We start from the raw sequence: 23,542 nt of genomic DNA on the forward strand, positions 1-23,542 counted from the left end.
ATCTGTCGCTCTTGTTTTTGTTGTGATGGAAAGCTGTTGCCTTGGGGTGCTGCTCAGCCGAGGTCGCCGCCCCCTACCGGCAGGGTCACGCCGGTGATGTACGAAGCTTCGTCGGACGCCAGGAACAGGATGGCCCCGACCTGCTCGTCGATGCTGCCGTAGCGGTGCATCAGGCTGCTGTCGAGGGTCTGGTCGACGATCTGCTGGTACCAGTGTTTTTCCTGCTCGGTTTGCTCGGCGCTGTTGCGTGGTACGCGCCGCGGTGGGGCTTCGGTGCCGCCGGGGGCAGTGGCGTTGACGCGGATGCCACGCCCGGCGGTTTCAAAAGCAAGGCAGGCGGTCAGCGCGTTGACCCCGCCCTTGGCCGCACCGTACGGCACGCGGTTGACACCCCGGGTGGCGATCGACGAGACGTTGACGATGGCGCCACTGCCGCGTTCGAGCATGTACGGCAGTGCCGCGTGGCAGCACCACAGGGTGGGGAACAGCGAACGGCGTACTTCTGCCTCGATCTGTTCGACCTCGTAGTGTTCGAAGGGCTTGGCCCAGATGGTGCCGCCGACGTTGTTGACGAGGATGTCGAGGCGACCGAAGGTTTCTACGGCGCTGGCCATGACCCGGTCGCAGTCGGCGTGTTGTTCGAGGTCGGCGGTGAGGGTCAGCATGCCCTCGCCGGCCAGTTCGTGGACCAGTTCGGAACGGTCTACTGCAACCACTTGCGCGCCTTCGGCCTTGAGCCGCCAGCACACGCCCCGGCCAATGCCCTGGGCGGCACCGGTGACCAGGGCGACCTTGCCTTTGAATCTGTTGTTCATCTGCATCTCCTGCTTGATCCGCGTCAGGGCAATTGGGAGGGCTGCGCCCTCCATCGCGACGCAAGGCCGCTCCTACATGGATCGCATCTCCCTGTAGGAGCGGCCTTGTGTCGCGAAAGGGCCGCAAAGCGGCCCCGGCAATCTGTCAGGCCGCCGCCGCAAATTTTTCGTAATAGAAGTTCGCCGGGGTAATGCCCTGCTCACGCACGTACTGGCTCACCGCCTCTACCATCGGCGGTGGCCCGCACAGGTACACGTCCACATCGCCGTCGTTCAGGTGGCATGGCGCGATGTGCTGGGTCACGTAGCCCTTTTGCGGGTACTGGCTGTCCGGGTTGGCCACGCAGGCGCTGTAGGTGAAGTTGGGGATGCGTGCCGCCAGCGCTTGCAAGCGGTCGAGCTCGACCAGGTCGAAGTCGTTGGTCACGCCATAGATCAGGTGCAGCGGGTGCTCACTGCCCTGCTCGGCAATCTTCTCCAGCATCGCCGTGAACGGCGCCAGCCCGGTACCACCGGCCAGCAGCAACAGCGGGCGCTGGATCGGCCGCAGGTAAAAGCTGCCCAGCGGCCCGGCCAGGCTCATGCTGTCGCCGGCCTTGGCCAAGTTGGTCAGGAAACTGCTCATCAGCCCGCCCGGCACGTTGCGGATCAGGAAGCTGACTTCGCCATCCTTCTGCAGCGAGCTGAACGAATAGGCGCGGCTCTGCTCGCTGCCCGGCACCTTGAGGTTGACATATTGCCCCGGCAGGAATGCCAAGCGGCTCAACGCTTCACCCTTGATCGACAAGGCAATGGTGCTGGCCGACAGCTGGCGTACATCGCTGATAGCCGCCTCGAAGCTGGCCTGTTCGGTCTTGCACAGCTGCGACGAGGCCGGGATGCGGATGACGCAGTCGCTTTCGGCGCGCATCTGGCAGGTCAGCACGTAGCCTTCGCCGATTTCGTCTTCGCTCAGGGCGTCTTCGATGAAGTTGTCGCCCAGGTCATAGCGCCCGGACTCGGCCTTGCACTTGCAGGTGCCGCAAGCGCCGTCGCGGCAGTCCAGGGGGATGTTGATGCCCTGGCGGTAAGCCGCATCGGCGACGGTTTCGTGGCCTGCGGCTTCAATGAAACGGGTGACCCCGTCCTCGAAATTCAGTGCGATCTGGTAGCTCATGTTGCACCTCGCGGGCGAGCCTGGCCACGGCGCGTCGCAGGACGCCCCGGGCATTGCTCGCAAAAACCCTGGTTCAGATGTGGTAGATGTCGATGACCTGGCGCACGTAGTCGTTCTTCAGCACCACCTTCTTGGCCTTGATCAGCGGCTGCTCGCCGCGCAGGTCAAGGGTGTAGAAGCTGCTGCCGAAGTAACTGTCGGTGGTCTTGTAGCGGAAGCTCAGGGTGTGCCAGTTGAAACGCACCAGGCAGCTGCCCTCGCCCTGTTCGACGATCTCGATGTTGCTGATGTTGTGCGAGGTGCGGGTGTCGGGCACGGTCGCACTGGAGCGCTCGGTCTTGATGCGGAACACACGGTCTTCCAGGCCGCCGCGGTTGCCGTACCAGATCAGCGAGATTTCGCTTTGCGGGTCTTCGGTGAGGGTATCGTCATCGTCCCAGCTGGGCATCCAGAAGGTGGCGTCGCTGGCGTACAGCTCCAGCCACTGGTCCCACTGGGCGTCGTCCAGGTAGCGCGCCTCGCGGTAGAGGAAGTCGCGCACGGTTTCATACAGGCTCATTGCACGGCCTCCACGGGGATCAATTGCTGCTCGTCCTTGAGGGCCTGGACCATGGTGTCCTGCCAGTATTTGTGCTGCAGCACGAACAGGCCTTCGTCCTCGGTGCGTACGCCGGACAGCAGCGGCTTCAACTCGATCTCCCGGGCCGCCTCGTCAGCCCCTTCCACCCAGTGCGCCGCACCGCGGGACATGTCGTTCCAGCCAGTACCGCCGCCATAGCCGGTCTGGCACGAGCGGAATTCTTCCAGGTCGTCCGGTGTGGCCATGCCACTGACGTTGAAAAAGTCTTCGTACTGGCGGATGCGTTTGGCGCGGGCGTCGGCGCTCTCGCCTTTTGGCGCGATGCAGTAGATGGTGATTTCGGTCTTGTTCACCGAAATCGGCCGGGCGATGCGGATTTGCGAGCTGAACTGGTCCATCAGGTACACGTTCGGGTACAGGCACAGGTTGCGTGAGTTCTCGATCATCCAGTCGGCGCGGGCCTGGCCGTAATCGGCGGCCAGTTGGTCGCGGCGCTCGTAGGCCGGGCGATCTTCCGGGTTGGCCCAGCGGGTCCACAGCAGCAGGTGGCCGTGGTCGAAGGAATAGAAGCCACCGCCCTGCTTGGCCCAAGCACCGGCGCTCATGGTCTTGATCTCGTCACCCGCTTCGCGCTGCTTGCGCTGGTTCTGGGTGGCGGCGTAGTTCCAGTGCACCGAGCTGACGTGGTAGCCATCGGCGCCGTTTTCGGCGGTGAGCTTCCAGTTGCCTTCGTAGATGTACGAGCTGGCACCGCGCAACACTTCCAGGCCTTCTGGCGACTGGTCGACGATCATGTCGATGATCTTGGCCGATTCGCCCAGGTGCTCGACCAGCGGTTTCACGTCGGCTTTCAGGCTACCGAACAGGAAGCCCCGGTACGACTCGAAGCGCGCCACCTTGGTCAGGTCGTGCGAGCCGTCGCAGTTGAAGCTGTCGGGGTAGCCGGCATTGCTCGGGTCCTTGACCTTGAGCAGCTTGCCGCTGTTGTTGAAGGTCCAGCCGTGGAACGGGCAGGTATAGCTGGAGCGGTTGCCGCGCTTGTGCCGGCACAGCATGGCGCCGCGGTGGCTGCAGGCGTTGAGGAAGGCATTGAGCTCACCGTCCTTGTTGCGCGCAATGAAAATCGGCTGGCGCCCCATGGTCAGGGTGAGGAAGTCGTTCTTCTCGGGGATCTGGCTTTCGTGCGCCAGGTAGATCCAGTTGCCCTCGAAGATGTGTTTCATTTCCAGCTCGAACAGGCGTGGGTCAGTGAACATCTCGCGCTTGCAGCGGTAGATGCCCTTTTCACGGTCGTCCTCGAGCAAGGCATTGAGGTAGTCGAATCCCAGGGACATGGCCAGGGTCTCCCTTGTTATTGTTTAGACCTGGTCAGGTTAGGGGCTGGGATGGGGTGGGAATATCCGGTTTGTGCGGGGTGCTATCCGTTATGTGCAGGGTATGTATCTGGTTTGAGGGCCTTTTCGCGGGTAAACCCGCTCCTACACGGATCACCGCAGGCCTGAGAACTTGCGCAAAACCCAGTAGGAGCGGGTTCACCCGCGAAGAGGCCAGCCCAGTTCAGCGCCGATTGCGGAAGGTTTCCGAGGGCAGCTCACCAAACTGCTGCCGATAAACCTCGGAAAACCGCCCAAGGTGCATGAAGCCATAGTCCATGGCCAGCTCAGTCACACTGCGTACCGAGCAACTGGCGTCACCGAGGCAAGCGCGCACCTGCTCCAGCTTGCGCTGGCGTACATAGTGTTTTGGCGTGGTCTGCAAATGCCGGTCGAACAGTGCATAGAGCGAGCGCAGGCTCATGCACGCTTGCTCTGCCAGCGCTTCGGCTGTCAGTTCATGCTTCAGGTTGCGGTCGATATGGTCGATGATCCGCTCAAGGCTTGCACCTGGGGAACCTAAGCTCTCGCGGCGGACATTGGTGCTCATCAGGGTCAGCAGCTTGCTGGCAACGATCTGGCTGTAATGGCACTGCACCCTGGGCAACGAATCGCTGACCTCCGCCTCATGGCAAACCATGGCCAGCAGGTTGACGAAGCCGTCCAGTTCGTCCAGCCGGTAATGGTTGCGAAGGAAGCGCACACCGCCATCGGGCCGGTGCCAGCGCTGTTCATCGCAGATCGAGTCCAGCAGCCGGGTCGGCACCTTGAGGATGAACTTCTCGCAGTCTTCCGAATAGGTCAGGTCAACCGGGTCGTCGGGGTTGATCAGCAGTAATTCGCCCGGCACCAGGTGTTGCTCGCGCTTGTGCCCGCGCCACAGGCAGTTGCCGTTGAGCAACACCTGCAGGTGGTAGATGGTTTCCAGCGCTGGCGAGGTAACCCGCACGCTGCCGCCGTAGCTGATACGGCACAGGTCGAGTTCGGCAAACTTGCGGTGGCTGAGGCTGGCCTGGGGGTGGGTGGTGCGCGACAGGCCGATGCAATGCTGGCCGACATGCTGGTTGACATAATCGGACACAGCATAAGGGTCGGCGTGGTGAAACACGCTACTGCGTTCGCTCAGCAGGCGGCTTTCCATAGGCAAGGCACTCGGTGTCGTTATTGTTCTGGTCGCCGCTTCCTACGGCCTTGTGGGCGGTGGTTGCGGTCGTCACGGTCATTCTATCGGGCCGGTTGCGGGTCGCGGGGGCAGGCGACAACCGGTGGATGGGCACACTACAGCAAAAAGGCGGGGGTTGGGCAATGCGGCGATGGGATTGGTTGGGCGGATAGCGGACAGTCTGTGCGGGTTTTTTGTTCGTTTATCGAACCGTACTTTTCCTGTGCTGGCCCTTTCGCGGGTAAACCCGCTCCTACAGGGCTTGCACAGGCCGTTGTAGGAGCGGGTTTACCCGCGAAGAGGCCGGTACAGGCAGCACACCACTCAATGCACCGCCACATCCTGCCGCCCCGCCCACCCCTGGCTACGCGCCCGGTATTGCCGGGGGGCAATGGCAAACAACTCACGAAAGCGCCGGTAGAAATGCGGGAAGCTGACAAACCCGCTGGCCACCGCCACCTCGGTCAATGACTTGCTGGTGTGCTGCAACAGTTGCCGGGCATGGGTCAGGCGCAGTTCCAGGTAATAACGCGGTGGCGTAGCCTGCACATGGCGGCGGAACAGCCGTTCCAGGTGGCGACGGGACAAGCCGGCGTGTTCGGCGATCTCGTCGATGCCGATCGGGTCTTCGATGTTGGCGTGCATCAGCTCCAGCGCCAGGCGTACGCCCTTGGGCAGGCTGGGGTCGATTTCCGGGGCGCAGGCGGGGGCATCGCTCATCACCCGCGCACGGTCACAGGCCAGCATCTGCTCCACGGCCCGGCGCAAGGGTGCGCCACCGCACTGCTCCAGCATCGCCAGCATCATGTCCAGGGCACTGCTGGCACCCGCGCAGCTCATGCGCCGTCGGTCCAGTACATGGGCCTGGCGGCTGATGCGCACTTTGGGGAACAGCTCGCTCATCATCGCCCGGCCATCGGGGTGAAAGGCGCAGTCGTAATCGTTGAGCAAACCGGCTTCGGCGAGGAAGTACGCGCCATTCCACAAGCCGCCCAGCTGGCAACCCTGCTGGTCGGCCTGGCGCAGTTTGGTGCGCAGTTGCGGTGCGGTTTCCAGGCGTACACGGAAGCCGCCGCATACCAGCAGGCAGTCCAGGCCTTGCAGGTCGAGGTCGGCGAGTTGGGTGTTGACCGGCAAGGCGATGCCCAGGTCGCTCATCACCTGCTCGCCCTCACCTACCACGTGAATCTGGAACAACGGCGTGGCGCTCATCAGGTTGGCGGTGACCAGGCTGTCCATGGCGGCGGTGAAGGCCATCATCGAGAAATGCTCGCGCAGGACGAAAGCCACGCGCTGGCAGGGCATTGACAGTGTGGTGCGGATGGCGGGGTCCAGGTGGGCCAGGTTGGTGTTCTTGAGGATGCTTTCGAAGTGGCTCATGGCTTTACTCAACAGCAGGAAATCGCGTTGGCTTCTTCGCGGGTAAACCCGCTCCTACATGGACCGCACGGCATTCGGATCCTGTGCACACCCATGTAGGAGCGGGTTTATCGAGGCGTCGAACCGCCGCGAAGAAGACAGCGCCGATGAAACAGGTTACTTGCCGGCCTGGGCCGCCGCGTCACGCGAGGCTTGCAGCCACTGGTCGAACTGCTGGCGGTGCGCTGCGACCCATTCCTTGGCATGGCGGGTAATGTCGGCGGGCTTCTTTTCACCCTGCTGCATCTTCAGGTTCTGGTTGCTCTCGTCGTCGGTGCTGATCTGCACCAGCGACAGGAACTTCAACGCTGCCGGGTTCTTTTCGGCAAAGTCCTTGTTCAGCACGGCCACCACCTTGTCGATGGCAAAGCCCAGGTTCTTGCCGTGGTAGGTGGTATCGACATTATTGTCGCCGCCCGGCAGGTCGGTTTTCGGCACTTCCAGCCAGACCACGTCCTTGCCTTCGACGAGTACGCTGGCGATCCACTGCGGCACCCAGGTGAAGTACAGGATCGGCTTGCCTTCCTTGTAGCGGGTAATGGTGTCGGCCATCAGCGCAAAGTACGAGCCCTGGTTGACGGTGATGCTCTTGTCCAGGTCGTAGGCCTTCATGTGGTGGGCAATCACCAGCTCGCAACCCCAGCCCGGGTTGCAGCCGGTCATGTCGGCCTTACCGTCACCGTCGGTGTCGAACAGCTTGGCAATTTCGGGCTTTTTCAGGTCGGTGATGTACTTGATGTTGTATTGGTCGGCAGTCTTCTTGTCGATCAGGTAACCCTGGGCCACGCCCGGCAGGATGTTGCCGGTCTTGACCATCACAGCGTCACCGCCGGCCTGCTGATAGAACTTGTCGTGCAGCTTTTCCCACAGGTGCACGGTGAAGTCGGCATCGCCGTTGGCCAAGGCCACCATCATCACGCCGTACTCGGTTTCCTTCGGCTCCTGCACCTTGTAGCCCAGCTCGCGCAGGCCTTCCATGGCCACTTCGCCACGGAAGCGCTCTTCGGCAATGGAGGGGAAGATCGGGGTTACCTTCACGCCATCGCCGGGTTTTTCCGCCGAGGCGTGTGCGCCCAGTGCAGCGGCTACCAGGGTCAGCGCGGTAGCGCATTTGAGGATGCTGCGGGTGAACGTGGATTCGTGCATCGTCGCTTACCTTTTTCTGATTTTTATCTTCAAGTGCGGCAGATCGAACGTCTCAAAAAGTCTTGCAATGCTCAGGCGGTCTTGCGCCGCGCTTGCGCTTGCCCGGCACCACACAGGCGCAGCACCCCCCCTACCGGGCCGGTGTGATACCAGCGCAGGCTCGGGTCGGCACTGGTACGGGCGCCCATGGCCTGGGTCAGGCGGTCGAGGAAAATCGCCAGCAATACCAGCCCTACGCCACCGACCGTGGCCAGGCCCATGTCCAGCCGGCCGATGCCACGCAGCACCATCTGGCCCAGGCCACCGACCGAAATCATCGAGGCGATCACCACCATCGACAGCGACAGCATCAGGGTCTGGTTCAGGCCGGCCATGATGGTCGAAGTGGCCAGCGGCAGTTGCACGCGGGTCAGCATTTGCCGTGGGGTGCAGCCAAAGGCGCGGGCGGCTTCGATCTTGTCTTCCGGCACCTGGCGGATACCCAGGTTGGTCAGGCGCACCAGCGGCGGCAGGGCGAAGACGATGGTCACCAGTACCCCGGGCACGTTGCCGATGCCGAACAGCATCACCACCGGTACCAGGTAGACGAATGCCGGCAGCGTCTGCATGGCGTCGAGCAGTGGCCGGATGATGCTTTCCAGGCGGTTGCTGCGGGCGCAGACGATACCCAGCGGTATGCCGATCACTGCGCAGAAGAACACCGAGGTCAGCACCAGCGCCAGGGTGGTCATCGACTCTGACCACACGCCGATCAGGCCGAGTAAGGTCAAGGTGATGAAGCACAACAGTGCCATGCGCTTGCCGGCCAGCTGCCAGCCCAGCAGCGACGAAAGGATGATGCCGATGGTGGGCGGGATGCTCTGCAGGGTGAACTCGATGCCATTGAGCACTTGGTCGATCGGCCAGCGAATGGCGCGAAACACCTCGCGGAAATTGTGCACCAGGAAGTTGAGCGTCGCGGTGACCCAGTCGCCCAACGGGATGGTGGCCGCCTGGAACGGGTCGAGAAGGCTGAATTCGGACATGAGTGCATACCTCTTTGTTGTTTTAGTTGCGGCTCAGGGTCTGCAGCAGCTCGTTCTTCGACAGCGTGCCCTTGAAGGCGCCCTGGCGGTCGAGTACCGGCACCGGGTACGGCAAATCGGCGGCAATGCCCAACACCTCGTGCAGCGGCGTGTCGGTGTACACCGGGCGCTGCTCGTGCAGGCTGTAGCGGTCACTGGCGGTAGCGCCGTGGGCGTCGGTGTCGACCACACCCAGCAACTGCCCGCGGTCGTCGATCAGGTAGCCGAATGGCACACCGGCCTGGAAGCTCGGTGCCTTGCCGTTGACCTTGCACACCACGGCTGGGTCGAACCTGGCCACATCGCCGGCCTTGAGCACCCGCGAGCTGTCGAAGCTCTTGAAGAAGGTGCGCACGTAGTCGTTGGCCGGCTGGTTGATCAGCTCCTGAGGGGTGCCGATCTGCACCACGCGGCCACCTTCCATGATCGCGATGCGGTGGCCGATGCGGATGGCTTCTTCGATGTCGTGGGAAATGAAGATGATGGTGCGTTGCTGTTCGGCCTGCAGGCGGATCAGCTCGCCCTGCATTTCACTGCGGATCAGCGGGTCGAGGGCAGAAAACGCTTCGTCCATCAGCAGGATCGCCGGGTCGTTGGCCAATGCCCGGGCCAGCCCTACGCGTTGCTGCATGCCGCCGGACAGCTGGTGAGGGTAGCTGTGCTCGTGGCCGGCCAGGCCAACCTGGCTCAAGGCTTCACGGGCGCGGGTGTGGCGTTCGCCTTCCGGCACGCCGGCAATCTCCAGGCCGAAGGCAGTGTTTTCCAGCACGCTCATGTGCGGCATCAGCGCGAAGGACTGGAACACCATGCCCATTTCCTTGCGGCGCACGTCGAGCAGGGCCTTGTCGGAGAGCCCGGTAATTTCCTTGCCGTTGAGGTGGATGCTGCCGGAGGTGGGTTCGATCAGGCGATTGAACAGCCGCACCATGGTCGACTTGCCCGACCCGGAAAGGCCCATGATCACGAAGATCTCGCCACGCTTGACGGAAAAGCTGGCATTGAACACGCCGACGACGTGACCGGTCTTGCTGAAAATTTCGTTCTTGTCGGCCCCCTTTCGGAGCATCTCCATGGCCATGTTCGGGTTGGGACCGAACACCTTGAAGATGTTATTTACCGAAAGAATCTCATCGGCATGGCTCATACGACCCTCTTTATTATGCTTATTAACCAATCTTTCAACATCGCACTTTCATTAAGGCGGGTAGCGATCAGTGCGAGTACGCTTGGCAGTCCGTTCAAATCCGAACGTGAGTCAAAACCGGCACGCAGAATGTCCTGCTTCAAAAAATTATCGACATCGATGTCTCGAATGTCGCGCCGTGGTTTTAACGTTAGGCCCTGCACCAGAGCGGGTCCAACGACATTTGTTTCACGCTAACCATTACCTGAAGTTATCAATCAGGGCCAAAGCCCGGCCCCAGAGCCTCTGCGCACTTACCAGGGTGCGTGGAACAGGCTAGAGTGAACCGATTGGCTAGACGAAGGACCTCGCCCCGCCCCATGGTCAGACATTCCGAACCCGATCAGACGCTGATCAAGATGCCCTCGCTGCGCGCGGTCAAAGTCTTCGTCGCTGCCGCCAAGTACCAGAACTTCACCCGTGCCGCCGAGGCGCTGTGCGTGACCCAGGCCGCCGTCAGCCGGCAGATCCGTGAGCTCGAGACCTACCTGGGCGCCGAGTTGTTCACCCGTGTCGGGCGTGCTGTGGAACTGACCGTGGCCGGCTCGATCTTCTTCGATGCGGTGCAGTTGTCGTTCGTCAACATTTCCCAGGCGGCCGAGCGCATCCGCAGCAACACCAATACCAAGCACGTGGTCACCCTGTGCTGTTCGCCGGCGTTCGCCGCCTTGTGGATGGGCCCGCGCATGCCCCGGTTCTTCGACGAGAACCCGGACATCGACATCAACCTGGTGACCACGCAGAACTTCCTGTCGATGGAGCCAGGGGTGCGCCCGGACATCTACATCACCAAGCTGGGCAAGGTGCAGGCAGGCTACAGCTCGCACCCGCTCAACCATGACGTGATCTACCCGGTGTGCACCCCCCAGTACCTGGCGCAGCACCCGGAGGTGCGCACCCTGCAAGGCTTGCGCGATGGCACCCTGCTTAACCTAAGCCCCTATGGCCGTTCACAGGTGGCCGAGCATGTGGACTGGAATGTGTGGCTGGCCTTCCATGACGTCGACCTGAAAAGCCGCGCCAACACCGCGCCGCATTTTTTCAATGCCAACGACTACAACCTGCTGGTGCAGCTGGCCTTGGGCAACCAGGGCGTGGCGCTGGGCTGGCACCACCTGGTTGCGCCACTGGTTGCGCAGGGGTTGCTGGTCAGGCCGGTGCAAGAAGAACTGGTGCTCAAGGACACCTTCCACTTCCTGGCCTTCAATGAAGACAAGGAGCATGAGTCCAGTTGCCGGCGGTTGCGGGATTGGTTGCTGGATGAGTTTCGGCCGTTGCTGGAATCGTTGCGCAGCCGGTGATTTGCGGTTGCCTGGGCGGGCCTCTTCGCGGGTAAACCCGCTCCTACACAGGCACCACCGACCTTCAGGCTGGTGATATCCCAATGTAGGAGCGGGTTCACCCGCGAAGAGGCCCGCACAGGCAACCCACACCTCCCAGAAACAACTTGTTATCAAACCAACCCCGCCATTCGGCCACTTTCATCACAGCAAGCCGCGTACATCTGCTAAAAAAGCCCCCATGCCCACCCTCTTCCTCATCCACCTGCGCCGCCGCTGGCTCGCCTGGCTGTGCGCCACCTTGCTGGTCATCGGCCTGCCCACCAGCTGCGCCGTCCTCCAGCACAAGGAGCGCGAGCTGGTGTTCCGCGTCGAGCCCGGGCAAGCCAGCTGGTTCCGTGGGTTGCCCGGCGATGTGCAGGAGCTCGACCTGCGCCCGCGCAGCTTCAGCGCCAACCAGAGCCTGCACGCCTGGTGGTGGCCGGCCAAGCGCGCCAATGCCCCGGCTATCCTCTACCTGCATGGCGTGCGCTGGAACCTGACCGGCCAGCTGTTCCGCATCGAGCAACTGCATGCCATGGGCTATTCGGTGCTGGCCGTGGATTACCGCGGGTTCGGCCAAAGCCGTGGCGATCTGCCCTCAGAGGCCACGGTGTATGAAGATGCACGCATCGCCTGGGAGCGGTTTGCCCAATTGCAGCCGGATGCCGGCAAGCGCCTGATCTTCGGCCACTCGCTGGGCGGTGCCGTGGCGGTGGAACTGGCCAGTGAGTTGGCGGCTGAAGCACAGAAGAGCGGCGCCGCGGCACCGGCACGAGGTTTGATACTGGAGTCGACCTTCACTTCGCTGGGCGATGTCGCGGCAGCAGTGGCCAACACGTCCCTGCCAGTGCGCTGGTTGATGTCGCAGAAGTTCGACTCGCTGGACAAGATCAAGGATGTCGGCTTGCCCGTGCTGCTGGTGCACGGGCTGGATGACCGCTTCGTACCGCCGCGCTTCAGCCAGCAACTGTACGACGCCGCCCAACAGCCCAAGACATTGCTGCTGGTGCCGGGGGCGAGCCACAACAACAGCATGAGCCTGGCTGGGCAGCGTTATCGGAAGGCGATCCAGGCGCTGCTCTAAAGCATTCACTGGCCCTGTGTGTAGGAGCGGCCTTGTGTCGCGAAAGGGCTGCAAAGCAGCCCCGGCAATGTATCGGTGTGGCTGAGATCGTGGGGCCGCTCTGCGCCCCATCGCGACACAAGGCCGCTCCTACAAGGGACCGGTGTAACAGCTGAGGTCACTGCACAGGCAGGAAATTCATCAGCAGCAGACTCTGGGCATAGTTGAGCCCGATCCGCCGATACCGCTCATCCAGCAACTCGGCCAGCAAATCCAGCCGCGCCACGATCTTGCCGAACTCCACGGCAAAGCTCAGGTTGCTGCCCTCCTCCGAAATCTCGTTGGAGAACAGCAGCAGCACCCCATTGGCATCCTGCCGCTGGCTCAACATCCAGGTGGCTTTCTCGATATTGCGCGCGGCGTTGTTGATGAACAGCGGGTCAAGGGTGTCGGTCATGTAGAACTCGGTACGCCCGCCATGGGCGGTGATCAGCATGCTGCCGATGGCGTAGATGAACGCGCCGACGCGGTCACCGCGAAACTCCGGGCTCAAGGCGTAGCTCAACGCCGCCAGGTCGCGGCGGTTGCCCAGTTGCGGCAGCGGTTGGCGCTGTTCGATGGCGATACGGATCTGCCGCTCGGCGGTGGCGGCGTCGACGTAGCCGGACATCTTCCATTGGTTGGGGTTGCGCAGGTAGAGCTTGTTCATCAGCAGGTACAGGCTTTGCAGGTTGTCACGCATCGACAGCGTGGCCAGGCGGTCGACGCTGGTCTGGAACAGTTCGCTGGGTTTACCGTTGCCGAACTGGTCAAGCATGTCGCGGCCCTGCTCCTGAGTGCAGGCGCACAGGCATGTGAGGGCACCTGTCAGCAGCAGGCGGGAGAGGAAACGGGGGTAGCTTGCAACCATCGGCACCGGGTCGATATTCGGCGGCTGTACTGGGGATCAGAGCAGCCTGGCCAAGCATAGAGCCCGGAAATGGGAAAAAGTGCAGTGGTTGGAGATTCTGGATACCTGTGCGGGCCTCTTCGCGGGTGAACCCGCTCCTACAAAGACCGCCAGTTGCTGGCATATGTAGGAGCGGGTTCACCCGCGAAGAGGCTCGCACAGGCAACACAAAATCACATGGCGTGCCGCAACATCTCCACCACCTGCGCATGCAGCGCCGGGTCACCGCAGGCCACCACACACCCGCCATCCTGGGCACTGCTGCCATCCCAGGCGGTGATCACCCCCCCCGCCCCTTCGATGATCGGCATCAGCGCCTGCACGTCATACGGCTGCAAGCTTGCCTCGACGATCACGTCGACAAAGCCCGAAGCCAGCATGCAGTACGCGTAGCAATCACCACCGTAGCGCATCAAGCGCGCCTTGCCGGCCACTGCCTCGAACGCCGCCTTGCGCTCGGCCGTGTCGAACATGTCCGGGGTGGTGCACATGAGTGTGGCCGCGGCCAGGTCGGCGCAGGCACGGGTCTGCAGCGGCGTACCGCTGCGCCAGGCGCCCTCTGGGGTGCCGACAAAACGCTCGCCGGTGAACGGCTGGTTCATCACCCCCACCACCGGGCGCATGCCATCGTTCAGGGCAATCAATGTGCCCCACAGTGGCAGGCCGGTGATGAAGGCGCGGGTGCCGTCGATCGGGTCGAGTACCCAGGTCAGCGGGCTGCTGCCCACTGCAACGCCGGCTTCTTCGCCAAGAATGCCGTGCGCGGGGTAACGCGCCTGGATCAGCTCACGCATGGCATCTTCCGCGGCCTTGTCGGCCACGGTCACCGGATCGTACAGGCGCCCGCCCTTGTCCTCGACATCCAGGCTGGCGCGGAAATACGGCTTGATCGCCACAGCGGCAGCATCGGCCAGCTGCTCGGCGAAGGCGCGGAACTCGCCGATCTGTTCAGCACTAAGGGACATGGGGCGGGCCTCGTAAAAATGATGGGCCCGCATCATACCCGACACGCTGTGCCACGCCAGCCTGTGTCGGGTGCTCATGCAGCCCAGTGCAGTCTAGACTGAACAGGACCAGATTACCGGGGGGCTGCCACACGTGGAGGTGTGAGATGAGCCAGTTCAAGCGCTTGTTCGTCATGCTCGGCCCGCAGATGCGCCACACGCCAGCGCTGCAACGCGCAGCGGCGCTGGCGGAATCCAGTGGTGCATTGCTGGATATCAACGTGTTCGTCGACGACGTCGACACCTTTGGCCTGATGAGCGAGGACCGTGAACGTGAACGGCTGCTCAGCGACAACCGCCAGTGGCTGGCGGACGAGGCCGAACAGCTGGGCAATGCCGGGCTGGACGTGTCCACCGAGCTGTTGCTCACGCGTGACCCGCTGGGCAGCGTATTAGAGCGGGTGGAGCGGCTTGGGTGCGACCTGCTGGTGAAGGACGTGCAGCACGAACCGATACTCAAACGCCTGCTGGTCACGCCACTGGACTGGCAGTTGCTCAAGGACAGCCCGGTCGCCGTGCACTTGGTCAGCGACATCCGCCTGCCCCTGCCCCGGCAGATTGCCGCGGCAGTGGACCTGAACTGCCTTGGCGCAGGCGAGCACCTGGATGAGCAGGTGATTCACTGCGCCCATGCCCTGGCCCTGCAGTGCAACGCCGAACTGCATCTGCTGCATGTGTGCGACGCCAGCAAGACCCACATGGCCGATTTCGGCGCCGGCACGGTAACCATGCCAGGCTTTGAAGGCAGCGTGCGGACTGCACAGCGGGCGGCGTTCAACCGGCTGGGCGATCACCACCAGATCCCGCTGGAGCGTCGACACTTCATGGAAGGGGCGGCGATCAGGGCGATTGCCCAGTTCGTCGGCCATAGCCGGGCCGATGTGATCGTAATGGGTAGCCATCGACATGATGCGATGCAGACGTTCCTGGGCGGAACTACGGCGCATGTGCTGGAGCATCCGTTGTGCAATGTGTTGGCGATCAAGGCTGCACGTTGAGTACCTGTAACCTGGTCTGGCCTCTTCGCGGGTGAACCCGCTCCTACAAGAATTTGCGCAGCTTCAGGCCATGTAGATCCCCTGTAGGAGCGTGTTCACCCGCGAAGAATCCACCCCCGATATACCTGCTTGGTATCTGGTACACCAGTGCCACTTAAAACTAATGCATTTGATAATGATTCGTAGTAGTTTCACGGCGCTTTTGCACTCTTCCCCTCAGCGCCTTTACTCCAGGATCGTACCGTCGATGCGTCGAACGTTCGTTTCGCTTTGTGTGCTTCATGCTGTCTCCCCGCAGGCCTTCGCCGAGCCTGAACCGATCGGCGACCCTGCCCAGATCGAACTCCAGGCCCTGAGCATCACCAGTACCGCCGACAGCGAACGCGCGGACGGCCCGGTCGATGGCTACAAGGCCAGCCGTTCGGCCAGCGCTACCCGCACCGACACTGCACTGCACGAAACGCCGCAGTCGATCAGCGTGGTCCCCAAGGATGTGCTGCAAGACACGGGCGCCACGCGCCTGCAAGACGGCTTGGACTACGCCGGCGGCGTCGGACGCGCCAACAACTTTGGTGGCCAGGGCCTGACCACCTTCACCGTGCGTGGCTTTACCACCGGCGAGTTCTACCGCAACGGCTTCCCGATCAACCGCGGCTACCCCAACGCCCCGGACGCCAACACCGTCGAGCGCCTGGAAGTGATCCGTGGCCCGGCCAGCAGCCTGTACGGCCGGGGTGACCCAGGTGGCACCTTCAACGTGGTCAGCAAGCAACCGCTGGCAGAGCCCAAGGTCACCCTCGGCAGCCAGTTCGATGACCAGGGCATGCACCGCGCCACCCTCGACGCTACCGGCCCGCTGAACCAGGACGGCTCGCTGGCCTACCGCCTGAATGTGCTCGGCGAAGGCGGTGACAGCTTCCGTGATGACGTGGAGAGCGAGCGTTACGACGTTGCACCCGTGGTCAGCTGGCAGGTCAACGACAGCACGAAAATCGTCTTTGAAGGCGACTTCATGCGCAACAACCACCCGCTGGACCGTGGCCTGACACGCTACGCTACCCAGACCGGCAGCGCCTCGCGCGACACGTATATCTGGGAAAAAGGCAGCGACAACCTGCTGCACAACGACAACAACATGGCCCAGCTGCGTTTCGAGCACCTGCTCAACGACAACTGGACGCTGGCGGGTGGGTTCCAGTTCCTGGAGGGCTCGCTGAAGGGCAATGCCGTTGAAGCCGACGGCGCGCCGACAGATGGCCGCACGCTGCAGCGTAATTTCAACTACCGCAAGCTGGAATGGACCGACCGTGACTGGCAGCTGAACCTGACCGGGCATTTTGATACCGGCAGTTTCAGCCATACCTTGCTGACCGGTGTCGAGTACGAGAATTACGATTACAACTCGATCATCCAGCGCTCCTCGGCGCCCTATCCGATCGACATCTACAACCCGGTACTGGGCCAGCCGCGCCCGGCCCTGACCCGCACCACCACCTGGGACAAGGAAAACCTGCAGACCTGGGCGTTGTTCATTCAGGACCAGGTGGCCCTGACCGAGCGTTTGAAGGCATTGGCCGGTGTGCGCTTCGAGCGTTTCGAGCATGACTACGACAACAAGCTGAACGATGCCGGTGACTTCAGCAAGGGCGAGAACGGCGTCACCCCGCGCTTTGGCCTGATCTACGACCTGACCGACACGGTTGCGGTCTACGCCAACACGGCGCGTTCGTTCAAGCCCAACACGGGCACGCCTGCCAGTGGCGGTGGCTTCGACCCGGAAAAGGGCAAGTCCTACGAGCTGGGGGTGAAATGGGAAGCGCTCGACCGCCAGCTGAGCGTGGACGCGGCGATCTACCATATCGTCAAGGAGAACGTGCTGACGCGCGATCCGGCGAACATCAACTACAGCCTGGCCGCCGGTGAGGTACGCAGCCGCGGCCTGGATGTCAACATCGCGGGCAACATCACCCCTGAGTGGCGGGTAATCGGTGGCTACGCCTATGTCGACGCCGAGGTCACCAAGGACAACCGCCTGCCAAGCGGTACGCGCCTGGCCAACATCCCGCGTAACAGTTTCAGCCTGCTCAACACTTATGAGTTCCAGGGCGGGTTTGCCAAGGGGCTGGGGCTAGGGCTTGGGGTGAAATACGTGGATGACCGCAATGGTCAGACCGAGGCAGTCACCTACAACATGGACCCGTACACTGTGGTTGACCTGCTGACGTTCTACCAGGTCAATGAGCATGTGCGCCTGAATCTGGATGTGAAGAACCTGTTCAATAAAGAGTATGACGAAGGGGCGTTCAACCTCTACGCCTATCCGGGGGCGCCGCGGACAGTGCAGGCAGGGGTTTCCTATACCTTCTGAATGGTTGGGGCCGCTGCGCGGCCCATCGCGACACGAGGCCGCTCCTACAGGGGTATGCGATTCCCTGTAGGAGCGGCCTTGCGTCGCGATGGGCTGCGCAGCAGCCCCGGGTTTCAGAAGCCTTTGCTGTAGAACAGCGAGTAAGACTCGATGCCGTCGTTAGGCTCCTTGAGCCCGGCATTGGAATAGTGCATGGCACGGATTCCCACCTTCTGCTCCCCCGGCAACTTCAGGCCGAAACCGATACGGTCTTCGAAGTTGACAGACGAGCCCAGGCGCTGGTCGCCCACCTCGGTCTTGGAAAACGCCGCCAGGCCAATACCCGCTTCGATGTACGGCGTGTAGGTGAAACCGCTGAACTCATAGGTAAACACCGGGCTGAACGACAGCGAGTGCGCACCACTGGCGTCGCCACCTTCCCAGTAGGTGTAACCGGCCTCCCAGTAACCGGTCACAAAGCCGGTGTTGCTCTCCAGCCATTTCTTGTCCCAGTCGAACGACATGCCAAGACGGTAGGTCATGTCGCCCTGACTGGTGGCGCCTACAGCGCCGGACACCTGCGCAGCCTGGGCCAGGTTGGCTCCGGCAAGGGCCAGCACTGCAGCGGCCAGCGTTGCTGCTAGACGGGTTTTCATCAACGACTCTCCTGATGGTCTACACGGCAAGCGGGGGCTTTGGCCCCTCGACGTTATAAGGTGACCGGTGCATCCCGACCGGTCACACGAAGTAATAGTTTTTTGATTATTGTCCAGATAATCAGAAAGTTGAAAGTGAATTGCCACTATTGGCTAATTCACTGGTTAAAGATGTGCCTTGCCGTGCTTCAGGTTTTCAGTCTTATTCCGGCCCCTCTCGCCATCATCGCCAGTTCAGGTTCACCGTCGCGGGCGATTTGCCGTTCACGGTCACCGCTTGCTGCACGGTCTCCCCCTGGGAGGTGCCAGTGACCTTGTACTGGCCGGGAGGTAACTGCACATACAGCAGCGGCCCGACATCCGTGACACTCAGCACGGGTTGGCCCTGGGCGCTGTGGATGTCGACCGTGGCCCCGCTCTGGAACTTGCCTTCCGGGCCGGTCGAAAGCTCTACGTGCAGGTCATAACCCGGGGTCTTGCGCAGTGCATTGGCTTCGTCCTGGCCAATGCCGCCCTGCAGGTAGCGCACGCCGTTCTGCTCCTGGGGTTGCAACTGCACGGCCTGCATGTCGATGGGGGCATTGAGATCGGCGGCAGCCGCCAAGGTCCATGGCAGCGCCGAGGTGATCAACAATGCAGCGCCGAGGGCATAGTAATGGTTACGCATGGTACGACCCTCCTTTAGAGGATGGCTTACCTATTATCTGATCCTCCCGGCGAAGGGGTGTTCGGGCAGAAGCATGATCAGCTCGATGAAATTCGTTTCAGGAAAACCTTTTCTGATTTAAAACATTATGTTGCGCGCTCTTCCTCAAGCAATTTCACGAACATGCTCAAGCTGCGCGATACCGTACCGCGGCGCCAGACCAGCCAGGTTTTCAGATAGCGGAAGTCCTCCGACATCGGCCAGGCGCTGACCGTGCTGCACCCCGGCATGTTGTCGAGCATGCTGCGCGGCATCATTGCCAACCCGGCACCGGCACTGACGCAGGCCAGCATGCCGTGGTACGACTCCATTTCGTGGATCTTGCCTGGCACCGCCTGGTCCTGCACGAACCAGCTTTCAAAGTGATGGCGGTAGGAGCAGTTGGCACGGAAGGCATAGATACTTTCGCCGTTGACGTCCTGGGCGCGGGTTACCGGCGCGTGGTTGAGCGGCGCGATCACCATCATTTCTTCTTCGAACACCGGCATGCCTTCCAGCGTCGGGTGCAGCACCGGGCCATCGACGAACGCGGCCACCAGGCGGCCAGACAGCACCCCTTCGAGCATGGTCCCGGAAGGCCCGGTAGACAGGTCCAGGTCAACCTTGGGGTAGCGCTGGTTGTACGCTGCCAGCAAGGCCGGAATACGCACTGCCGCCGTGCTTTCCAGCGAGCCGAGGGCGAAGGTGCCCTGCGGGTCTTCGCCGGCAACGGTCAGCCGCGCCTCGTGCACCAGGTCGAGAATGCGCCGGGTGTATTCAAGGAAGTTCCAGCCTGCCGGCGACAGGCGCAGGCGGCTCTTCTCGCGAATGAACAGCTCCACGCCCAGGTCTTCTTCCAGTTGCTTGATGCGCGTGGTCAGGTTCGACGGCACCCGGTGGATGTGCTGAGCAGCGGCGCTGATGCTGCCCTGCTCTGCCACGGCCTTGAAGATCTCCAGTTGCACCAGGTCCACAGCCTTTCTCCAAACGTGAATGTTTCGCTCATTATTATTCAGTTTTCATTAAAGCCATAGCCCACTAGTCTGGCGCCACTGATTAACAACAACGAGAGTGCCCCGCCATGAGTGCGATCAGCAGCCTGACCCACGCCATCTCCCTAGACCCGTTCAGCGGCGAGCAGATTGGCGCCTACCCGTTCGACACCGACGCCGCACTGGAAGCGGCGCTGCAACGTGCCAGGGTTGGCTACCGCCAGTGGCGCCAGGTGTCGCTGGGTCAGCGCAGCGAGTACCTGCTCGCCCTGGCCAGCACCCTCGAAGCCAAGGCCGAAGCCTTTGCGCAAATGATCAGCCGCGAAATCGGCAAGCCGATCGTTCAGGCCCGTGGTGAAGTGGCCAAGTGCGTGGGCCTGTGCCGCTGGTACGCCGAGCACGGCCCGGCCATGCTCGCTGCCGAGCCGACCCAGGTCGAAAAAGCCCGTATCGAATACCGCCCGCTGGGCCCGATCCTGGCGGTGATGCCGTGGAACTTCCCTGTCTGGCAAGTACTGCGCGGCGCCGTGCCGGCGATTCTGGCGGGTAACACCTACGTGCTCAAGCACGCGCCAAACGTAATGGGCAGCGCCTACCTGATGGGCGAGCTGTTCAAGGATGCCGGCCTACCGGAAGGCGTGTTCGAAGTACTGAACGTGACCCCGGATGGCGTCACCCGCGCCATCAACGACCCGCGCATTGCCGCCGTGACCCTGACCGGCAGCGTGCGTGCCGGCATGGCGATTGGTGCCCAGGCCGGTGCCGCGCTGAAGAAATGCGTGCTGGAGCTGGGTGGTTCCGACCCGTTCATCGTGCTGGCTGACGCCGACCTGGATGCTGCCGTGAAGGCTGCGGTCATCGGCCGTTACCAGAACACCGGCCAGGTCTGCGCCGCGGCCAAGCGCCTGATCGTGGAAGAAAGCATTGCCGAGGAATTTACCCGTAAGTTCGTCGAGGCCACGCGCCAGCTGAAAGTCGGCAACCCACTGGAAGACGACACGTACATCGGCCCGATGGCCCGTTACGACCTGCGCGACGAGCTGGATGGCCAGGTCCAGGCGACCCTCGCCGAAGGTGCCACCCTGTTGCTGGGCGGCAACAAGGTCGAAGGCGTGGCCAACTTCTATGCGCCGACCGTGTTCGCCAACGTCACCCCGGACATGACCGCATTCAAGCAAGAGCTGTTCGGCCCGGTAGCCGCGATCATCACTGCACGTGACGCCGACCATGCGGTAGAGCTGGCCAACGACAGCGAATTCGGCCTGGCCTCGACCATCTACACCGCCGACTACGCGCTGGCTGAGCGCATGACTGCGGCGCTGGATACCGGTGGTGTGTTCATCAACGGCTACTGCGCTTCCGACCCCCGTGTGGCGTTTGGTGGCGTAAAGAAGAGCGGTTTCGGGCGTGAGCTGTCGCACTTTGGTGTGCGGGAGTTTACCAATGCCCAGACTGTCTGGCTGGACCGTAACTGATCTGAGCGCTTGGGGCTGCTTTGCAGCCCTTCGCGGCGGTTCGGCGCCCCGATAAACCCGCTCCTACAGGATTATGCGATTCCCTGTAGGAGCGGGTTTATCGGGGCGCCGAACCGCCGCGAAGGGCCGCAAAGCGGCCCCAAAACATCAATCGCGGACTTGGTCCTTGACCCAATCCAACATCCCCCCCGGCACGATCAGTTCATGCCGCGCCCGCGAACAGGCGGTATATAGCCCCGTCAGCATCCGCGCCCGTTCATTGCGGTTACCCGCCACCTGCGGCGCCACCATCAGCTCCGGCGACACCATCACCCGGGCAAACTCCATGTTCTTCACATCCCGCACCCGCCCCAGGAACAGCTTGGGCGCCTTGTCCCAGCGGTAACGGCTCTTGGCCTTGGCAAAGTGCTCCGGCGTGTAGCCCTTGCGCAGCATGCTGGCCACGGCAATAAACGCCTTGTCATCACCCTTGTCCTGCTCCAGCGCCTGCCAGCTGGGGTAACGGAACAGCATTGGGTGCCGTGCCCGGGTGCCATAGCGGTACAGCTCGATGCAGTCCTCGACGAACAGCTCGAAGTCCTTGCGGGCGCTTTTCAGCAGTATGAACGGCACGCCTTGGTGGGTCAGGCGCTGGAACCAGCCAAACAGGCCCCATTCATCATCGACGATCAGCGCCGTTGGCTGCTCCGGCACTGCCACCGCATCGAAGAAGCTGACCCGGGTGTAATGTTCGGCGCTGCCACTGAAGGCTGCCTGGATCGCCGCCGGGTGTGCCTGGATCAGCGGGTTAAGCACGTTGTCCATCGCCGGCCCGGCGCGCAACGAGTGATCGATGCAGCGCTGTCGGATGAAGCTGCCATGGTGCGGGCTGAGGCCGTTGAGGTTCTGCAGTTCGTCCCCCAGGGCGATGATCGACTGCGGGCTGCGGTCGAGCACGGCAAGCATCGGCGCCGACAGCTCGTGGGCCTCGTCGACGATGACGTGGGTGTAACGGTTGTCGATCACGTAGTCGGTCAGCGACAGCAGCTTGACCCGGTGGTAGTCGCGAACCGGCAGCTGGATTTCCCGCGCTGACGGGCGAATCAGCTCTTGCCAGTACAGCCGCGCTTTTTCCAGCAGCACTTCCTGGTCCAGCGGCGACGTGCCGGGCCCGGCCCATGGCAGGTGATGCAGCTGCAGTTGGGCGTCGGCACTGTAGCAAAACGTACGGACGGCGCGGATGCACAAGGCAACCACGTCGCGGGCAGCGAGCGGGCCGATGTCGGGGATGGCCAGCCAGCGCACCACCTGCGCCTCTTGTGGGCGCCATGACAGCTTGGTGCGGTACGGGTCGCGCAGGCGCCAGCCGTTGCTGGTGAGGTCGCGGTTGAGCATCTCGTCCGCCAACTGGCCGAAGGTCAGCGCGGTGTAGTCAGCGGCGTCCTTGACCCGCGCCTGCAGTGCGCGCAACTGGCCCTCGGTCAGGGCCAGCAGCAAGGTGCGCTGTGGTTCAAGCAGGCGGGCGAACTGGTGAATCAGGAAGGTCTTGCCGGTGCCGGCGAAGCCCTGCACGGCCACCGATTCGTCGATGCCACTGAGGAATTCGCGCAGCAGGCGGTTCTGCTGGTCGCTGAGCATCAAGTCACTGGCCAGCGACGGCAGGTACACCGGGTGCAATGGCGTGGCCCGCTGGCGGTAGGTCTCGGCGAACTGGAAATTCCACTGGCCTTCGGCATCCAGCAGTTCGTCAGCCTGGTATTCCACCTCAGCGGTCAGCAAGGCGATGCCGTTCTCGCCGAGCATGCCCAGGCCCATGGCGAAGGCTTCATGATCGAAGTGCTGCGCCACCTGGCCCTGAAAGCGCCCGGGGGCAGCGATTTCGACTTCGTTGGCGATGCGCACGATTTCGGCAAAGCGGCGCTCTTGTGCGTCGGCCGAGGCGGTTGCGGGCTGGCGGGGCAGGTTTTGCACGAACAGTACGGCAGCAGCTTCGAGCAGGTTGGCGGTGTTGAAGAAGTCAGTGGTGGGCGCGCTGGCGAGGCGGTCGGCCTGGTCGCTGGGCAAAGGCAGGTAGAACATCGGCACCTCGGGTGGAAACAGGGTGGCACGATAGCAATTTTCGGCGTTGGGTGCTGGGTTTCAGTGGTGCCTGGGGTGGCCTCTTCGCGGGTGAA

20 protein-coding genes are annotated in these 23,542 nt (G+C 62.5%); 5 read left to right on the forward strand and 15 right to left on the reverse strand.

Going from position 1 to position 23,542, the window contains the following annotated elements; translation table 11 throughout:
- Positions 1-53: 53 nt before the first annotated feature.
- The 9 genes from ACIP02_RS18365 to ACIP02_RS18405 all read right to left on the reverse strand — a co-directional run bounded on the left by ACIP02_RS18365 (position 54) and on the right by ACIP02_RS18405 (position 9,859).
- Positions 54-815: a 1,6-dihydroxycyclohexa-2,4-diene-1-carboxylate dehydrogenase gene (locus tag ACIP02_RS18365; RefSeq protein ID WP_400618831.1), complete on the reverse strand. Its 762-nt coding sequence runs from the start codon at positions 813-815 to the stop codon at positions 54-56.
- 145 nt (positions 816-960) lie between these two features.
- On the reverse strand, positions 961-1,971 hold the full coding sequence (benC, locus tag ACIP02_RS18370) for a benzoate 1,2-dioxygenase electron transfer component BenC (protein WP_400618834.1): 1,011 nt from the start codon (positions 1,969-1,971) through the stop codon (positions 961-963).
- Between the two features lie 73 nt (positions 1,972-2,044).
- Positions 2,045-2,530 carry a benzoate 1,2-dioxygenase small subunit gene (gene benB, locus ACIP02_RS18375; protein ID WP_400618837.1) on the reverse strand — a complete coding sequence of 162 codons (486 nt, stop codon included), beginning with the start codon at positions 2,528-2,530 and terminating at the stop codon, positions 2,045-2,047.
- Positions 2,527-3,885 (reverse strand): benzoate 1,2-dioxygenase large subunit, encoded by a 1,359-nt coding sequence (benA, locus tag ACIP02_RS18380; RefSeq protein ID WP_400618840.1) that lies wholly within the window; start codon positions 3,883-3,885, stop codon positions 2,527-2,529. The genes benB and benA overlap by 4 nt, the downstream gene beginning before the upstream one ends.
- Positions 3,886-4,108: 223 nt before the next feature.
- Complete coding sequence (locus tag ACIP02_RS18385; RefSeq protein ID WP_400618842.1) at positions 4,109-5,065, reverse strand: AraC family transcriptional regulator; 957 nt, start codon at positions 5,063-5,065, stop codon at positions 4,109-4,111.
- A gap of 345 nt (positions 5,066-5,410) precedes the next feature.
- Complete coding sequence (locus ACIP02_RS18390; RefSeq protein ID WP_400618845.1) at positions 5,411-6,466, reverse strand: GlxA family transcriptional regulator; 1,056 nt, start codon at positions 6,464-6,466, stop codon at positions 5,411-5,413.
- A gap of 156 nt (positions 6,467-6,622) precedes the next feature.
- A complete protein-coding gene (gene proX, locus ACIP02_RS18395; protein WP_400618848.1) occupies positions 6,623-7,651 on the reverse strand; it encodes a glycine betaine/L-proline ABC transporter substrate-binding protein ProX in 1,029 nt (342 codons plus the stop codon).
- Positions 7,652-7,722: 71 nt separating this feature from the next.
- The gene (gene proW / locus ACIP02_RS18400) at positions 7,723-8,676 is read right to left on the reverse strand and encodes a glycine betaine/L-proline ABC transporter permease ProW (protein WP_400618851.1); all 954 of its coding nucleotides are present in this window, start codon (positions 8,674-8,676) and stop codon (positions 7,723-7,725) included.
- Positions 8,677-8,698: 22 nt separating this feature from the next.
- Positions 8,699-9,859 (reverse strand): glycine betaine/L-proline ABC transporter ATP-binding protein, encoded by a 1,161-nt coding sequence (locus ACIP02_RS18405; protein ID WP_400618854.1) that lies wholly within the window; start codon positions 9,857-9,859, stop codon positions 8,699-8,701.
- Positions 9,860-10,218: 359 nt separating this feature from the next.
- Here ACIP02_RS18405 and ACIP02_RS18410 point away from each other — a divergent pair, with 359 nt between their 5' ends.
- Together ACIP02_RS18410 and ACIP02_RS18415 are read left to right on the forward strand one after the other, a co-directional pair.
- Positions 10,219-11,199, forward strand: a complete 981-nt coding sequence (locus tag ACIP02_RS18410) for a LysR family transcriptional regulator (RefSeq protein WP_400618857.1) — start codon at positions 10,219-10,221, stop codon at positions 11,197-11,199.
- Between the two features lie 220 nt (positions 11,200-11,419).
- On the forward strand, positions 11,420-12,304 hold the full coding sequence (locus ACIP02_RS18415) for an alpha/beta hydrolase (protein ID WP_400618860.1): 885 nt from the start codon (positions 11,420-11,422) through the stop codon (positions 12,302-12,304).
- Between the two features lie 157 nt (positions 12,305-12,461).
- On the opposite strand, the gene ACIP02_RS18420 is transcribed toward ACIP02_RS18415, so the two are convergent.
- Together ACIP02_RS18420 and hisN are read right to left on the reverse strand one after the other, a co-directional pair.
- Entirely contained in the window at positions 12,462-13,193 is a 732-nt protein-coding gene (locus ACIP02_RS18420) for a hypothetical protein (protein ID WP_400618863.1), read from the reverse strand.
- Positions 13,194-13,405: 212 nt separating this feature from the next.
- Positions 13,406-14,197, reverse strand: coding sequence for a histidinol-phosphatase (gene hisN / locus ACIP02_RS18425; protein ID WP_400618866.1), 792 nt, complete (start codon positions 14,195-14,197; stop codon positions 13,406-13,408).
- 146 nt (positions 14,198-14,343) lie between these two features.
- Here hisN and ACIP02_RS18430 point away from each other — a divergent pair, with 146 nt between their 5' ends.
- A complete protein-coding gene (locus tag ACIP02_RS18430; RefSeq protein ID WP_400618869.1) occupies positions 14,344-15,234 on the forward strand; it encodes a universal stress protein in 891 nt (296 codons plus the stop codon).
- A gap of 247 nt (positions 15,235-15,481) precedes the next feature.
- The gene (locus tag ACIP02_RS18435; protein WP_400618872.1) at positions 15,482-17,602 is read left to right on the forward strand and encodes a TonB-dependent siderophore receptor; all 2,121 of its coding nucleotides are present in this window, start codon (positions 15,482-15,484) and stop codon (positions 17,600-17,602) included.
- 113 nt (positions 17,603-17,715) lie between these two features.
- Here the strand turns inward: ACIP02_RS18435 and ACIP02_RS18440 are convergent, their stop codons facing one another.
- From ACIP02_RS18440 to ACIP02_RS18450, 3 genes are all read right to left on the reverse strand, one after another.
- On the reverse strand, positions 17,716-18,237 hold the full coding sequence (locus tag ACIP02_RS18440) for an acyloxyacyl hydrolase (RefSeq protein WP_400618875.1): 522 nt from the start codon (positions 18,235-18,237) through the stop codon (positions 17,716-17,718).
- 223 nt (positions 18,238-18,460) lie between these two features.
- Entirely contained in the window at positions 18,461-18,904 is a 444-nt protein-coding gene (locus ACIP02_RS18445) for a carboxypeptidase regulatory-like domain-containing protein (protein ID WP_400618877.1), read from the reverse strand.
- A 125-nt stretch (positions 18,905-19,029) separates the two neighbouring features.
- Complete coding sequence (locus tag ACIP02_RS18450; protein ID WP_400618880.1) at positions 19,030-19,896, reverse strand: LysR substrate-binding domain-containing protein; 867 nt, start codon at positions 19,894-19,896, stop codon at positions 19,030-19,032.
- Positions 19,897-20,003: 107 nt separating this feature from the next.
- Here ACIP02_RS18450 and ACIP02_RS18455 point away from each other — a divergent pair, with 107 nt between their 5' ends.
- Positions 20,004-21,389 (forward strand): aldehyde dehydrogenase family protein, encoded by a 1,386-nt coding sequence (locus ACIP02_RS18455; protein ID WP_400618883.1) that lies wholly within the window; start codon positions 20,004-20,006, stop codon positions 21,387-21,389.
- A gap of 147 nt (positions 21,390-21,536) precedes the next feature.
- Here the strand turns inward: ACIP02_RS18455 and ACIP02_RS18460 are convergent, their stop codons facing one another.
- Positions 21,537-23,447 carry a hypothetical protein gene (locus ACIP02_RS18460; protein WP_400618886.1) on the reverse strand — a complete coding sequence of 637 codons (1,911 nt, stop codon included), beginning with the start codon at positions 23,445-23,447 and terminating at the stop codon, positions 21,537-21,539.
- Positions 23,448-23,542 lie beyond the last annotated feature (95 nt).

The organism is Pseudomonas sp. NPDC089408, assembly GCF_044749445.1.
Taxonomy (GTDB): Bacteria; Pseudomonadota; Gammaproteobacteria; order Pseudomonadales; family Pseudomonadaceae; genus Aquipseudomonas.

Excerpts from the sequence above, each read along its gene's own strand:
- ACIP02_RS18435 (WP_400618872.1), top strand. The coding sequence starts at position 15,482 with ATGCGTCGAACGTTCGTTTCGCTTTGTGTGCTTCATGCTGTCTCCCCG.
- benC (WP_400618834.1), bottom strand. The coding sequence starts at position 1,971 with ATGAGCTACCAGATCGCACTGAATTTCGAGGACGGGGTCACCCGTTTC.
- ACIP02_RS18390 (WP_400618845.1), bottom strand. The coding sequence starts at position 6,466 with ATGAGCCACTTCGAAAGCATCCTCAAGAACACCAACCTGGCCCACCTG.
- hisN (WP_400618866.1), bottom strand. The coding sequence starts at position 14,197 with ATGTCCCTTAGTGCTGAACAGATCGGCGAGTTCCGCGCCTTCGCCGAG.
- ACIP02_RS18430 (WP_400618869.1), top strand. The coding sequence starts at position 14,344 with ATGAGCCAGTTCAAGCGCTTGTTCGTCATGCTCGGCCCGCAGATGCGC.
- proX (WP_400618848.1), bottom strand. The coding sequence starts at position 7,651 with ATGCACGAATCCACGTTCACCCGCAGCATCCTCAAATGCGCTACCGCG.
- benB (WP_400618837.1), bottom strand. The coding sequence starts at position 2,530 with ATGAGCCTGTATGAAACCGTGCGCGACTTCCTCTACCGCGAGGCGCGC.
- ACIP02_RS18460 (WP_400618886.1), bottom strand. The coding sequence starts at position 23,447 with ATGTTCTACCTGCCTTTGCCCAGCGACCAGGCCGACCGCCTCGCCAGC.
- ACIP02_RS18420 (WP_400618863.1), bottom strand. The coding sequence starts at position 13,193 with ATGGTTGCAAGCTACCCCCGTTTCCTCTCCCGCCTGCTGCTGACAGGT.
- ACIP02_RS18455 (WP_400618883.1), top strand. The coding sequence starts at position 20,004 with ATGAGTGCGATCAGCAGCCTGACCCACGCCATCTCCCTAGACCCGTTC.
- proW (WP_400618851.1), bottom strand. The coding sequence starts at position 8,676 with ATGTCCGAATTCAGCCTTCTCGACCCGTTCCAGGCGGCCACCATCCCG.
- ACIP02_RS18445 (WP_400618877.1), bottom strand. The coding sequence starts at position 18,904 with ATGCGTAACCATTACTATGCCCTCGGCGCTGCATTGTTGATCACCTCG.
- ACIP02_RS18415 (WP_400618860.1), top strand. The coding sequence starts at position 11,420 with ATGCCCACCCTCTTCCTCATCCACCTGCGCCGCCGCTGGCTCGCCTGG.
- ACIP02_RS18365 (WP_400618831.1), bottom strand. The coding sequence starts at position 815 with ATGAACAACAGATTCAAAGGCAAGGTCGCCCTGGTCACCGGTGCCGCC.
- ACIP02_RS18410 (WP_400618857.1), top strand. The coding sequence starts at position 10,219 with ATGGTCAGACATTCCGAACCCGATCAGACGCTGATCAAGATGCCCTCG.
- ACIP02_RS18405 (WP_400618854.1), bottom strand. The coding sequence starts at position 9,859 with ATGAGCCATGCCGATGAGATTCTTTCGGTAAATAACATCTTCAAGGTG.
- ACIP02_RS18385 (WP_400618842.1), bottom strand. The coding sequence starts at position 5,065 with ATGGAAAGCCGCCTGCTGAGCGAACGCAGTAGCGTGTTTCACCACGCC.
- ACIP02_RS18440 (WP_400618875.1), bottom strand. The coding sequence starts at position 18,237 with ATGAAAACCCGTCTAGCAGCAACGCTGGCCGCTGCAGTGCTGGCCCTT.
- benA (WP_400618840.1), bottom strand. The coding sequence starts at position 3,885 with ATGTCCCTGGGATTCGACTACCTCAATGCCTTGCTCGAGGACGACCGT.